Source organism: Nocardia sp. NPDC006630, assembly GCF_040611495.1.
Classification (GTDB): domain Bacteria; phylum Actinomycetota; class Actinomycetes; order Mycobacteriales; family Mycobacteriaceae; genus Nocardia.
Genome location: NZ_JBEXOK010000005.1, coordinates 1 through 13,239 on the forward strand (window position 1 = coordinate 1; position 13,239 = coordinate 13,239).

Annotated in this window: 15 protein-coding genes; 11 read left to right on the forward strand and 4 right to left on the reverse strand. The window is 67.2% G+C overall.

The annotated features are described in order from the left end of the window. Positions 1-101: 101 nt before the first annotated feature. Together ABZX86_RS15230 and ABZX86_RS15235 are read right to left on the reverse strand one after the other, a co-directional pair. The gene (locus ABZX86_RS15230) at positions 102-536 is read right to left on the reverse strand and encodes a PIN domain-containing protein (RefSeq protein WP_355123871.1); all 435 of its coding nucleotides are present in this window, start codon (positions 534-536) and stop codon (positions 102-104) included. Then, complete coding sequence (locus ABZX86_RS15235) at positions 533-742, reverse strand: type II toxin-antitoxin system VapB family antitoxin (protein WP_355123873.1); 210 nt, start codon at positions 740-742, stop codon at positions 533-535. Before ABZX86_RS15235 ends, ABZX86_RS15230 begins: the two co-directional genes overlap by 4 nt. Before the next feature lie 186 nt (positions 743-928). Here ABZX86_RS15235 and ABZX86_RS15240 point away from each other — a divergent pair, with 186 nt between their 5' ends. From ABZX86_RS15240 to ABZX86_RS15285, 10 genes are all read left to right on the forward strand, one after another. Next, positions 929-1,276, forward strand: a complete 348-nt coding sequence (locus ABZX86_RS15240) for a DoxX family protein (protein WP_327143388.1) — start codon at positions 929-931, stop codon at positions 1,274-1,276. 40 nt (positions 1,277-1,316) lie between these two features. Then, positions 1,317-1,658, forward strand: coding sequence for a hypothetical protein (locus ABZX86_RS15245; protein ID WP_355123875.1), 342 nt, complete (start codon positions 1,317-1,319; stop codon positions 1,656-1,658). A gap of 102 nt (positions 1,659-1,760) precedes the next feature. Continuing rightward, a complete protein-coding gene (gene zapE, locus ABZX86_RS15250) occupies positions 1,761-2,738 on the forward strand; it encodes a cell division protein ZapE (protein ID WP_355123877.1) in 978 nt (325 codons plus the stop codon). Between the two features lie 116 nt (positions 2,739-2,854). Beyond that, positions 2,855-4,069 carry a glycosyltransferase family 1 protein gene (locus ABZX86_RS15255; protein ID WP_355123879.1) on the forward strand — a complete coding sequence of 405 codons (1,215 nt, stop codon included), beginning with the start codon at positions 2,855-2,857 and terminating at the stop codon, positions 4,067-4,069. Positions 4,070-4,071: 2 nt separating this feature from the next. Further along, positions 4,072-5,523, forward strand: coding sequence for a UDP-glucose/GDP-mannose dehydrogenase family protein (locus tag ABZX86_RS15260; RefSeq protein ID WP_355124820.1), 1,452 nt, complete (start codon positions 4,072-4,074; stop codon positions 5,521-5,523). Positions 5,524-5,971: 448 nt separating this feature from the next. Further along, positions 5,972-6,922, forward strand: coding sequence for a DUF4129 domain-containing protein (locus ABZX86_RS15265; RefSeq protein WP_355123881.1), 951 nt, complete (start codon positions 5,972-5,974; stop codon positions 6,920-6,922). Beyond that, positions 6,919-7,422 (forward strand): hypothetical protein, encoded by a 504-nt coding sequence (locus ABZX86_RS15270; protein WP_355123883.1) that lies wholly within the window; start codon positions 6,919-6,921, stop codon positions 7,420-7,422. Before ABZX86_RS15265 ends, ABZX86_RS15270 begins: the two co-directional genes overlap by 4 nt. A gap of 25 nt (positions 7,423-7,447) precedes the next feature. Further along, entirely contained in the window at positions 7,448-8,410 is a 963-nt protein-coding gene (locus ABZX86_RS15275; protein ID WP_327143393.1) for a MoxR family ATPase, read from the forward strand. A gap of 184 nt (positions 8,411-8,594) precedes the next feature. Beyond that, positions 8,595-9,872 carry a DUF58 domain-containing protein gene (locus ABZX86_RS15280; protein ID WP_355123885.1) on the forward strand — a complete coding sequence of 426 codons (1,278 nt, stop codon included), beginning with the start codon at positions 8,595-8,597 and terminating at the stop codon, positions 9,870-9,872. Further along, on the forward strand, positions 9,869-10,300 hold the full coding sequence (locus ABZX86_RS15285) for a hypothetical protein (protein ID WP_355123887.1): 432 nt from the start codon (positions 9,869-9,871) through the stop codon (positions 10,298-10,300). The genes ABZX86_RS15280 and ABZX86_RS15285 overlap by 4 nt, the downstream gene beginning before the upstream one ends. Before the next feature lie 26 nt (positions 10,301-10,326). On the opposite strand, the gene ABZX86_RS15290 is transcribed toward ABZX86_RS15285, so the two are convergent. Beyond that, complete coding sequence (locus ABZX86_RS15290; RefSeq protein WP_355123889.1) at positions 10,327-10,674, reverse strand: hypothetical protein; 348 nt, start codon at positions 10,672-10,674, stop codon at positions 10,327-10,329. A gap of 183 nt (positions 10,675-10,857) precedes the next feature. Between ABZX86_RS15290 and ABZX86_RS15295 the strand changes: the two genes are divergently transcribed. Continuing rightward, a complete protein-coding gene (locus tag ABZX86_RS15295) occupies positions 10,858-11,892 on the forward strand; it encodes an AraC family transcriptional regulator (protein WP_355123891.1) in 1,035 nt (344 codons plus the stop codon). A 132-nt stretch (positions 11,893-12,024) separates the two neighbouring features. On the opposite strand, the gene ABZX86_RS15300 is transcribed toward ABZX86_RS15295, so the two are convergent. Continuing rightward, a complete protein-coding gene (locus ABZX86_RS15300; RefSeq protein WP_355123893.1) occupies positions 12,025-12,888 on the reverse strand; it encodes a MaoC/PaaZ C-terminal domain-containing protein in 864 nt (287 codons plus the stop codon). Between the last annotated feature and the right edge of the window lie 351 nt (positions 12,889-13,239).

Sequence of the window (13,239 nt, forward strand, 5' to 3'; positions counted from 1 at the left end):
GCTCAACGCCTTCGCGATCACCTTCGAAGGCCGGATCCACCCAACCGGAAACTAACCCACACCGAGACCGGATCCACCGTTAATCCGAAACTCCCGGCAGGTCAGTCGATGCTGCCCTGTGGAACGACCCAGATATGTGGTTGCCGGGTGACGGTGGCGATGTGTTCGAAATCAGCGTCGTAGTGAACCAGTACGGCGCCGTGGTATTCGGCGACTGCGGCTGTCAGGAGGTCGACAATGCCGGCAGCGCGGTGGTGGCCGTGTCTGGCCATCAGCAGCTGCACTTCGCGGGCGCGGTCAGCGATGGACTCGTTGACCGCCAGGTTCACATACAGCGCCTGGCGGCGTTGCGCGATGTTCTGGACGTCAGCGAGATTGCGGCCTGAGTAGCCCGCTTCGAGGTCCACTGTGACGCAGGTGGCGGCGGCGCGGTCGGCGATGAGGCCGGTCAGTACATGGCGTACGGGCTCATGGCGGATTCGGGCGGCGGCCGAGGTGTCGATGAGATGTAGCCGCAGGGGAGTGGTTTCGGTCAACGGCGCGCGCCGCCCATCACCTCGGGATCGTCGATATCGGGGCCCAGCCCGATTCCGTACGGATCATTGAGGACCTGGTCGATGCGCCGCCGGCGTTGCGCGACGAATTCCAGCGCAGCGTTGACCGTGTCCTTCTTGGTTGTCGTTCCGAGTTCTTTGGCTGCGAGCGCCAGCGCCTCGTCGTTCAGGTCGATCATCGTCTTCATATGTCTCACGATATGTCTCCGACTGTGAAATCAGCAATACTGCTTGGACGGGATTCGGTGCGGCCCGCGCCGCGGATGGGTGGCTGATGCCACCGAAAGAATTCCCGGCGGTGATGTCACACCCCGAGGCGCTACTCCGTCACCTAGGCAGAACGGTTGAAACCCTCTGAAAGGAAACGGATTCCAATGAACACCGCTTACTACATCGTCGGAATTGTTACTGCGCTGTGGGTCGGATTTTCGGCCTATTCGATCTTCACGGATCAGGCCTTTGTGACGGAACCCCTTGTGGAGTATGGGGTTCCGCGGTCCTGGTGGACTTGGCTGGGGACGGCCAAGGCGGCTGGGGCGGTGGGGTTGCTGGTGGGGTTCTTCGTTCCGGCGATCGGGGTTGCGGCGGCTATCGGGGTGATTCTGTATTTCGCCGGTGCGGTTGCCACCACCATTCGGGCGCACTCGTACAAGACGACCGTGTACCCCGTGATGTACATGGCCCCGGCTATCGCGACTCTCTGGCTGCAACTTGCCCGCTGAGCGTAGGTTGGGGGAAATCGATGGTGGAAGGGGCCCGGCCATGCTGCAGGATCGATTGAAAGAGCTACCGGCGGTGGACAGCTCGCTGATCTACGGGGAGCCGCACGAGACAGCGGATGGGTCCACCATCATCACGGTGCTGGGGACCGGGGGGTTCTTCCGCCGGGGGCCGCGGCCGATGGGGGTGTTCGTGGTGCACGGCGGCGAGGTGAAGTGGGAGCCGGCGGTCGATGCCGGCCGGGTCGAGGTCCTCGGGGCGCAGGCCGGATTCGTGGCCGCCGCGATCGGGGTGCTGACCGGATTCGTAGCCGCCACGCTCGCGACAATGGCGGTGTTCAAGCGCCCGCCGTGGCCGGATCTGCATATCACGCAGCAATTCTGACGCTCGGGCAGTAGCGCGCACTGCCTGTGCAAGTGATCACCTTCGCTATTTCTCGGCCCAAGAAGACTCTACAAATGTAGAGGCACTCTATGGATGCAGAGGATGGGGGAGGGCGTCGTGCAGACTCCGGAAATCGCGCTCGATCACGATCAGCAGCGGGCCGCCGATCAGTTGGCCGGGATCGCCGGGCGACTGGGCAGGCGGTGGCGGCGGCCGCGCGGACTGTATCTGTGCGGCGGGCCGGGACGCGGCAAGACCATGCTGATGGACCGTTTCTTCGCCGCGGTGCCTTCCGGCCGCAAGCGGCGCTTCCACTTCCACAGCTTCTTCGCCCGCCTGAATGCGGGCATCCATGAATACGGCGGTATCGACGCCGCGGCGGACGCGCTGCTCGGTGACGCGGAACTGCTGTGTTTCGACGAATTCCATGTGCACGATGCGGGCGACGCCCGGTTGGTCGCGCGATTGCTCGACACCCTGTTTTCCCGCCGCATCACCCTCGTGGTGACTTCAAACTATCCACCGCAAGAACTATTGCCGAATCCCTTGACGCACTCCATATTCGTGCCGACCATCGCGCGGATTCTCGAACATCTCGACGTGCTGTCGGTGAACGGGCCGCAGGATTATCGGAGTCTCGGCGGGCGGCACACCGGATTCGCTGCGGGGCGCTACACGGTCGGCGTGTGCGAGACCCGCGGTGTGGCCGAGGTGCCCGTCGCGCACCGTCTGATGCAGGCCCGGAAGGCTGAAAATGGCGATCTGACAGTGGATTTCGCGGAACTGTGCGGCATTCCGATCTCAGCGGCCGACATCCTCGAGCTCGCCGGGAGGTTCCACCGCTGGACGCTGTGCGAGGTGCCGCCGCTGGACACCGTCGAGCCTGATTGGGTGATGCGGCTGGTGTATCTGGTCGACGTCCTCTATGACGCGGACCTGGAACTCTCCCTCTACGCGGCTGTGCCGCCCACTGAGCTGGGCGCTGAGATCGCCCGTGTTCCGGACTTGTTTCGAACCCTGAGCCGCCTCGGTGAACTGTCCGTAGAACGGCAGCAAGAAGGGGCGGCGACGTCCGGGTGAACTGGCCGACTTGATCGACGCAAACGATTCACGTGCCGTCAACGCGGAGGGGGGCTGACGTTGCGAGCGCTTTCTTACCGTGCTTTCAGGAGGCAGCACCGAACCGGAGGGGACCGATGCGAATCCGCGAGCAGGCCAGGGGTTCCGCACCCCGGCACCCGAGTATCCCCGGCGGTCGACTGCGCGTGCTGGTGGTCGCCGAATCCTTCCTTCCCCAGGTCAACGGCGTCACCAACTCGGTGCGGCGGGTACTGGATCATCTGGCGTCCAAGGGCCACGAGGCCGTACTGGTGGCTCCGACCGGTCCGGCGAAGTACGCCGGATTCCGGGTGCACGTGGTGCGCGGTGCGCGCCTGCCGTTCTACCGGGACTTCCGGATCGGCCTGGAAACGCGCCGCCGCCTGCGCAAGATCATGCGCGAATTCGAGCCGGACGTCGTGCATATCGCCTCCCCGGCGACGCTCGGCTATCAGGCAGCCAAGGTGGCGGCGGAGCTGGATGTGCCGACCGTGGCCATCTATCAGACCGACCTGATCGGTTTCGCCGAGCGCTACGACCTGCCGGGCGGGGTGCGCACCATGGTCGCGCTCACCCGGCGCATTCATCTTCAGGTGGATCGCACCCTCGCACCGTCGACAGCCAGCCTGCGGCAGCTGGAACTGATGGGCATTCCCGGACTGGCGCGCTGGCCGCGCGGCGTGGATCTGGACCAGTTCGATCCGCACCGCCGCTCGGAGGAGTTGCGAAAGCGCTTGGCCCCCAACGGTGAATTGCTGATCGGCTATATCGGCCGGCTCGCCCCGGAGAAGGAACTCGAGCTGCTCGCGCATCTGCGCCCGCTGCCCGGGGTCCGGCTGGTCATCGTCGGCGGTGGTCCGGAGGAGAAGCGGCTCCGGAAGCTGCTGCCGGGCGCGGCCTTCCTCGGTGTGCTGCACGGTGCGGAGCTGGCCGCGGCCTATGCCTCGCTGGATGTCTTCGTGCACACCGGCCGTCACGAAACCTATTGCCAGGCAGCGCAGGAGGCGATGGCCTCCGGTGTTCCGGTGGTAGCCCCGAAGTCCGGCGGCCCGATCGATGTGGTCACGCCGGGCGCCGGATTCCTTTATCCCCCCGGCAATGCCGAGGCGCTCGTCGACTTCGTGCGCCGCCTGATCGACGATCCGCAACTGCGCGCCCAGACCGCTGAGATTGCCCAGCGCAGTGTGCAGGACCGCTCCTGGATCGCAGTGAACAACCTGCTCGTCCGCCACTACCGCGAAGTGATCGCGGAACGCCGCCGACTGCCGGTCGATGGTGACCTCCGCAGCCCGCTCTCCAAGGAGGCCTCCTGATGCTGCGCATCTCCGTGATCGGTACCGGCTACCTCGGTGCCACACATGCCGCGGGCATGGCCGAGCTCGGCTTCGAAGTGCTCGGTGTGGACAACAATCCGGCCAAGGCGGATGCGCTGTCGGCCGGTCGGGTGCCGTTCCACGAGCCCGGGCTGCCCGAGCTGCTGGCCGGGCACGTCGCCAAGGGGCGGCTGCGGTTCGGCACCTCGCTGGTGGCCGCCGCCCGCTTCGCCGATGTCCATTTCCTCTGTGTGGGAACGCCGGCCGGGCCCAGCGGCGCGGCCGATCTGTCCCAGCTGTACGCCGCCCTCGACGGGCTGGTCCCGCATCTGACTCGCAATTGCCTGATCGTCGGCAAGTCGACGGTTCCGGTCGGTACCGCCGAGGCGCTGATGGCGCGCATCGCCGAACTCGCGCCGCCGGGAATTTCGGTGGATCTGGCCTGGAATCCGGAATTCCTGCGCGAAGGTCACGCGGTGCACGACACCTTGAGCCCCAATCGACTGGTCTTCGGTGTGACCACACCGGATGCGGAATGGGCGCTGCGCCAGGTCTATGCGACGCCGATCGCCGCCGGTTCGCCGGTGGTGATCACGAATCTCCCCACCGCGGAATTGATCAAGGTCTCCGCGAATGCCTTTCTGGCGACCAAGATCTCGTTCATCAATGCGATGGCCGAGCTGTGTGAGCTCACCGGCGCGGATGTGACGCTACTGGCCGATGCCCTCGGCCACGACGACCGTATCGGCCGCAAATTCCTCGGCGCCGGACTGGGTTACGGCGGCGGCTGTCTGCCCAAGGATGTCCGCGCGCTCATTGCCCGTGCCACCGAACTGGGTGCGGGCGAATCCGTGGACTTCCTGCGCGATATCGACACCATCAACCTGCGCCGCCGCGAGCGCGTGGTCCGCGAGACCCTGGAACTGTTGCGTGCCAGCGGTTCCCGGCGCGTCGGCATTCTCGGCATCGCCTTCAAGCCGCTGTCCGACGATGTCCGCGACTCCCCGGCGCTGGATGTGGCCATCCGCCTGCAGGCCGCGGGTGTGGAAGTCACCGCCTTCGACCCGGCCGCCACCGCCACCGCCCGCGCCGTAGCTCCCCAGCTCGTCTACGCCGCCACCGCGGCCGCCGCCCTGCACGAGGCGGACGTGGTCCTGCACCTCACCGAATGGCGCGAATTCCGCGACCTGGACCCGAATTTCCTGCGTACCGTCGCCCGCGGCCGCACCCTCATCGACACCCGCAACACCCTCGACCCCGAACCCTGGCTCGCCGCCGGGTGGGACTTCCGAGCCATGGGCCGCCTCGTCGAATCCCGCACCGCGACCTCCCACCCGGAGCCGCTGCGCCCCGCCGCCCCGATCCGCCAGCCCCGCCGCCTCCCCGAAGCCCCTGCCGCCCTGGCAGATTCCCCCCTCAACCGCCTCCGCGCCCGAGTCCGCCGCACCGCCTGAGCACAATTGGCGGGTGGGGTCCACGTGCCCGGCTGTGTCGCTGCCGATGCGGATCCCGGCCAAAGCGTGCCGGGATGACGAGCGCCCGGCAGCTCGCGTGGTTCCGGACGGCGAGGGCCCGGCAGCTTGTGGCGCAAGATGAGTGTGGCCCACCGGGCGGCACTGTGGCCCGAAGGCGAGACCCCGGCGCTCTGCTGTGTGGTGCGATGACGTGGGCTCGGCGGCCCGCGGCGCGCGGGGGGTGGCGAGGGACCGCGTTTCGCTGAAGTCGGTCTGTGCCTGGCACGGATTGTCTGTGAGCATGGGGGTGTGCAGGTCGCGTGCGGGGTGGCTTTCGGGCGAATATATGCCGGAACTGCATGTAATCGGTGTTTGCGATTCCTCCCCAACCGGACCTACTGGCATGTAACTATGTGCCTGATTTGCAGGACTCTGGTTGGGAGCATGTGTGACTGGGGTGGGGACGCTGGCATCACGGGCGATCGGGTTGATCGCTCTGCTGGTGCTGGCCGTGGTCGCCCTGCGCGGGTACATACCCGGCACGGGGGGACCGTCCTCACCGGGGACGCCGTCGGCGGTCACGCTGGCGCTCATGCCGGTGCTGCTGCTGGTGTCGGTGGTGATTCTGGCTGCGGGCGTGGTCAATAGCCAGCATCGGCTGCCGCTGGCCATGCCGGAGCCGGAGCGCGAGACGGACCGGCGCGGTACCGGGCTGAGCAAGCTCGCGCTGCTGGTGCTGGTCGGGCTGGCGGCGGTGGCACTGCTGCTCACCGCGGTTGCGTCGATATACCTGGTCGGGCCGGGGCACAAGAACGCACCGGAGACGACGATGACCACGCAGACCCCGAGTACCGGTGCGGCGCAGCCGGTCGAGAACGTTGCGCCGCCGCAGGACTCGATATCCACGCCCGCGCTGAGCGGTACCGCGCTGCTGCTGGTCGCGATCGGCGCGGTGGTGCTGGTACTGGTCGCCATGACCGGGCTGGTGGTGGTCGCGGTCAGTTCCAATCGCGGTCCGGTGGCGAAAGCCGCAGGGCACGCGGCGAGTACGCCGATCGAGGCGGTCTCACTGGCCAAGGTCGCGGAAATGGGCCTGGCCGCCATGATCGCGCCCGGTCAGGATCCGCGTACCGCCATCATCGCCTGCTATGTCGCCATGGAACGCGGTCTGGCGCAGGCGCGGGAGGTGGCCCCGCTGGCCTCGGACACCCCGTCGGAGGTGCTGGCGCGCGCCTTCGACCGCGGCTTCCTGCACGATGCCTCGGCGCGGGAACTGGTGGCGCTCTTCGAGGAGGCGCGGTTCAGCCCGCACTCCATGCTGGAGTGGCAGCGCATGCGGGCCGAGCAGCTGCTGCGCATCGTTTTGGCTGATCTGCAGGGACAGGCGGAAGCATCATGAACCGGGCTGCGATCGTGGTGATCGGGTTGATCCTGGCGGGTCTGTTCGAACTCATCGCCTTGAATCACGAGCGGGACACCCTGCTGCCGATTGCCGGCATTCCGGTGGCCGGCGCACTGGGCCTGCTGGTCTGGTCGCTGCTGGAACGTGCGCGCCGCCGCCGCCCCACCGGTCCGGACGATCACGAGATCGACAATGGCCCAGCCGAAATGCTGCAGCGCTGGCAGGCACGCGCCCAGATGCTCGCCGATCGCGCTGAGGGCACCCGCGCCGACTGGGACCGCCATCTGCGACCCTTGCTGGCCAAGGAGTTCGAGAGCAACAGCGGCCATCGGATGGCCAAGAACCGGCGTGCCCACGAGGCGGCCGGACAGCTACAGTTCGGTCCCGAGCTGTGGCGGTGGGTGGATCCCGCCAATTCGGCGCTGCGCGATCAGACCAATCCGGCGCCCGGCCGACCGGCGCTGGACGAGATCCTGCGCCGCCTCCAGAACATGTGAACAGGTTTGAGATGCGAGTACTGACATGACTTCACCGATGGACGTGACCATCAAACGCACCGATGCCGTACTGCGGGAAATGTCCCGGGTGGTGGTCGGCAAGCGAGACGAGCTGCAGCTGATCATGATTGCGGTGCTCGCCGGCGGCCACATCCTCATCGAGGACCTGCCGGGGCTGGGCAAGACGCTCATCGCCCGATCCTTCGCGGCCGCGTTCGGGCTGAACTTCACCCGTGTGCAGTTCACCCCCGATCTGCTGCCCGCGGATCTCATCGGCGCGACGATCTACGACATGCATTCTGGCCGTTTCAGTTTCCGCCGCGGCCCGGTGTTCACCAATATGCTGCTGGCCGACGAGATCAACCGCACCCCGCCCAAGACGCAGGCCGCACTGCTGGAGGCGATGGGGGAGGGGCAGGTCTCGATCGACGGTGAAACTTTCCTGCTGCCACAGCCTTTCATCGTCATGGCCACCGACAATCCGATCGAGTACGAGGGCACCTATCCGCTGCCCGAAGCCCAGCTCGACCGTTTCGCCATGCAATTGCGCCTCGGCTACCTCTCCGAGAGCGATGAGATGCAGATGATCCGCCGCCGCCTGGAGCGTGGCACGCAGCCCGCCCAGATCGCGCAGGTGGTGGATGCCGAGGGCCTGCTGGAAATGCGCCAGGCCGTCGAATTCGTCACCGTGCACCCGGATGTGGTCGGCTACGTGGTCTCCCTGGCCTCCGCCACCCGCAGCCACCCCCAGGTGGAAGTGGGCGCCAGCCCGCGCGCGGAACTCGATCTGGTCCAGATGGCCCGGGCCCGTGCGCTGCTCAACGGCCGCGACTATGTGGTCCCCGAGGATGTGAAGGCCCTGGCCCTGCCCGCCATGGCACACCGCATCACGCTCCGCCCCGAAATGTGGGTCCGCCGCATCCGCGGCGAGGACGTCATCGCCGAACTCCTGCGCCGCCTCCCGGTCCCGCGCGCGACCCCGGCGTGAGCACCGCATGAGGCGCACATGACAAACCCAGCGAAACCTACTGCGCAAGCGGTGGATCCGAGCACTCCGCGAGGTAAGTGGCCGGACGCCGACGCAAGCGCGCGTGTGAGCACCCCACGAGGTGGACAGTCGGAGGACACCTCGCGAATTGCATACACGCTCGGTCAGCGGACCGGGGGTGCGTATGAAGCACCGTGATCTGAGTACGGCTTCGGAGACCGAATTGCGGTGGCGGCCGGCGCCGTTGGTCTTCATGCTGGCCGCGGTGTCCGCACCGGCCCTGGTGCTGGCGATCGTGCTGGGGCATTGGCAGCTGGCGGTGTTCGCCGCGCCCATGCTCGGCGTGCTGGCGACCGCGCCGCTGCAGCAGTCGCGCACCAGGATTCAGGTCGACGGGGTCGATGTGCTGCGCTGCTTCGAGACCGAAGAGGTGGTGCTGACGGCGGCCGCGTTCGTGGAGAGCGGACATGCCCTGCTGCGCATGCATGCGCAGCAGATCAAGGGCATGGAGGTGCGGGTTGAAGAGGCGTTCGATTCGGGCGCCGCGCCCGCGGGGATGCGATTGGCGCTGTCCGCACCGCGCTGGGGCCGGTATCCGGTGCCGTTGCGGATCACCGCGCTGAGTCCGGCGGGCTTGTCGGTGGCCTCGGTGCAGTTGCCCGCCGGTGAGGTGTTCGTCTACCCGATCGCCGATCCGCAGCGAATGGAATTGCCGCGCACCGAACTTCCCGAGCGCATCGGGACCCACCTGACCCGCCGGCACGGTCCCGGCGTGGAATTCGCCGATGTGCGCGCGTATGCGCCCGGCGATCAACTGCGCACGGTGAACTGGGCGGTGAGCGCCCGTCGCGGGCGACTGTTCGTGACCGAGCGTTTCACCAATCGCGCCGCGGATGTGGTTGTGCTGGTGGACACTTCGATGCAGGCGCCGGGACCGGCCTCGGACTCGCTGGAACTGTCCGTGCGCGGCGCGGCGCAGGTGGCGCAGTCGGCGCTACAGGCGGGTGACCGCACAGCCGTTGTGTGCCTGGGCCGTTCACCGCGCTGGCTGCGACCCGATATCGGCCGCCGCCAGTTCTACCGCATTGTCGACACGGTGCTCGATGTCGGTGATGAGCACATCGAGACCTCCGGAACGCTCGCCCCTCATGCGGCCGTTCCGATCGGTGCGGTGGTGGTCGCCTTCTCCACCCTGCTGGATACCGAATTCGCCTTGTCGCTCATCGATCTCCGCAAGCGCGGGCATGTTGTGGTGGTGGTGGATGTGCTGCGCGGACCGCCGTTCGCCGGCGGCCTGGAATCCACCCTGGCTCGCATGTGGCAGCTGGAGCGCACCTCCATGTACCGCGATATGGGCACCGTCGGCGTCGATATCGTGCCCTGGCCGGAAGATGCCCGGCTGGACCAGATCATGCGCCTGCTGCCCGAACATCGGCGTCGCGCTGTGCGAGTGCGCCGATGACCAGATTTCTCGCCGTACTGTCCGGCCTGCTGTTGACACTGGCCGTTGGCCTGGTGCAGCCGTGGGCCGCCCTACCGGTGCTGATCTTCGCGGTGGGCGGCTGGCGATGGCGGGTCAGCGCGGTGGGCGCGGTACTGATCGCGCTCGCCACGCTGGCATTCACCGATACCGGCGCGCTGGCCGCAGGGGCGATCGGGCTGGTCGCCACGACCTACCTGCTGAATACGGCGACCGTATCCGCGCCGGTGGGAGTGGTGCCCACTACCGTCCCCTCGGTGGCGGGCGCCCTCGTCTTCACTATTGCCGCAGGGGCCGCGACCCTGCTGCCCGCGGGTCTGTCCTGGATCCCGATCGTGGCGCCGATCGCAGTGATCCTGCTGTACGCCATGATCATTCGGGGACTCGTGGACGAAAGGCCCAGCAGCTAGCCGCTTTCGGGCATCGGCGGCGGTCGCTATTGCAGGGCGGGTGGCATACGTGTCGGCTTGATGCGTCCGGCGTCGATGAGGGCGCGGAATGCCGCTGCCTTGCGGGCACATTCGGTCACCGGGCAGCGGCGATGTTGCTGCATGGCGCGGTGCGCCTCCTGCACATCGAGCTGATGGTCGGGTACTCCGTGGGACCAGGCGGAGGTGAGCAGGGGGGAATCGGCGGATGCGATGTGCTCGTTGCTGATTCGCTCGCGGATCCGTTCCACCGACAATCTGTCCGGATCTCGATGTGGTTGATGCAGGCTCGCGACCGTTACGGCCATGATCGTGAGCATTGCCAGGGTGGCTGTGAACACCTGCCAGCCGGCCATTGGTTCACCTTCTCCAGTTCATCGTTCGCTATCGGGTGTAGTTCGCTAGATATTCACCATAAGCCCGGAGGCGTTACTTGTTCCAGTACTTCATAGGTCAGAAACAGCCGAATTTCGGCCTATAACAGCAACTTACCGGCCGGTTCCGGTCCTAAGCGGCCGGGAGTTTGCGAAGCTTTTACTGTGACCGACGGCCAGGCGCAGTTGCGTTCCATCACCAGTGCGGCACTCCTGGTTGAGTTCGCCACCGGGCGGGGCGTCGCCACGCCTGCCCTGTTGCGCGGCACGGGTATCCGGGAAGCCGACCTGGCCGATTCGACCGCCGAGATCGCGCTCGGCCAGGAGTTGGCCCTGATGCGCAATGTGGTGGCCGGAGTGGGCGACGAACCGGGCATGGGCCTGATGGCGGGGCTGCTGTGCCATCCGCCCAGCCTCGGCGTGCTCGGATTCGCGCTGATGAGTTGCCCGACCGTGCGCGATGCGGTCGGCCTGGCACTGCGCTATGCCGACCTTTCCTTCACTGTCGCAAGGCATCACCTGGTCATCGACGGCTCGGATGTCTCCATCGTGCGCGACGACAGCGGCGTGCCGCGCGATGTGCGCCGCTTCGCGGTGGAGCGGGATGTGGCGGCGATCTGGACGATTCAGCAGGACGTGCTGCCCATGCGCCCGCCCATCACCCGGGTCGCCGTGGCCTTCCCGCCGCATCCGGTCTACGAGATGTTCGGCGCCATGCTCGGTGTCGAGGAGGTCGTCTTCAATGCCGCCCGCTCGGTGGTGACCGGCCCGGCCGATATCCAGAGTCTGCAACTGCCGCAGGCGAATACGGCCACCGCCCGCTTCTACGAGCAGCAGTGCGCCGACCTCGTGCAGCGCCGCCGCAGCCGGGTGGGCATCAGCGGCCGGGTCCGCCAGCTGCTGATCAGCCGCGGCGGTGTCGCCGACCAATCCCGCATCGCCGCCGCCCTGGACCTCAGCGTGCGCACCCTGCGCCGCCGATTGGCGGACGAGGGCACCACTTTTCGCGAACTGACCACCGAAACCATCGGCCTCCTGGCCGAAGAACTTCTCATAACGGGACTAACGGTCGAACAAGCCGCAGTCCGCCTCGGCTACGCCAGCGTCTCCGCCTTCACCGCCGCCTTCCGAGCCTGGAACGGCCAATCCCCCGGACAATTCGCCCGCGAGAACCGCGGCCGCGTATCCCGTGCCGGCTGACGTCCGGAACATTCGGGCGACAACCACGTGCGGGGCCGGCGGACAGATGCGGTCGGTGATTGACCGCTGAACGCGAAGAGCCGCGACCGAATTCGGTCGCGGCTCTGCCGTTTTGGGGTCGTTTCGGGCGATTTATGCGGTGTGGGTGAGGACTACGTCGGCGAGGACGGGGGCGTCGTCGCGCTCGACGACCGTTGCGGCGATGAGGAGTTCGCTGCCGGTCTGCCAGATGCGGGTGCGGAGGGTCTCGCCGGGGTAGAGAACTCCGGCGAATCGGGCGCGGAATCCGGTGACACGGGCGGCATCCGAGGCCAGCACGGTGTCGGTGGCGGTTTTGAGGACGAGGCCGTAGGTGCAGAGGCCGTGCAGGATCGGGTTGGGGAATCCGGCATTACGGGCGAATTCCGGGTCCGAGTGCAGCGGGTTGCGGTCACCGCACATGCGGTAGAGCAGCGCCTGCTGCGGCAGGGTCGGGGTCAGCACATCGAAATCCGGTGCGCGGTCCGGGAGTTCGGTCTTGGCGCTGGGGCCGCGGTCGCCGCCGAAGCCGCCCTCGCCCTTGGCGAAGATGGAAGAGCGCGCGGTCCACAGCAATTCACCGTCCGAGCTGGTGGCGGTGTGCTCCTGCCAGATCACCGCGGCGGAACCCTTGTCCCAGATCTCGCTGATGCGACGCTCGAAAACCGCCTTGCCCGAGGCCGGAATCGGCCGGTGCACCACGATCTCCTGGCTGCCGTGCACAACCTTGGCCAGGTCGATCTCGACGCCGGGGAACTTCACCTGCGGCGGCTCGGTCTCGTGGAAAAACGGTGCGACGGTCGCGAAGGACGGCAACACCTGCGGATTCCGGTCATCCACATAGCGAAGTTCGGCCGCGTCGGTCCAGCGCCCGCCCGCGCCCAGCGCCAGGTTGTACAGCTGCACATCGGACGGCGTCCAGCTGAAATCGACGGACGGAAGTACCGCGCCGAGAGCGATATTCGGATCGATGGGCATGAAGTTCTCTCCTCGTGAGATCAGTGGGCGCTCACCCACGGACGACCGTTGTGCCGCGCCGGCCGTATCGACCGGCCACCGCTCGGCGCGCGCGACGCCGTGACGAGTCCCGCCGGGAGCAACCGCCGGTGCGATCGTCCGCGGGCCGCGGACCCACTCGGGTCCGATCCTGCGGCGTTGACCGCGGGCCCGCAAGCAACACGCCCGCTCGGCGGGATTCGCCGGTCGGAGCGGCTGCTCGTGGGGGCGAACCTGCTGTGCAGGGTGCGATTTCGCGATTGTGTAGTTGTACGAAGGAGGGTTGGGCGCGGGCTCGACGTGACCCGGACTCGCGCCCAACCCGGTCCTGAA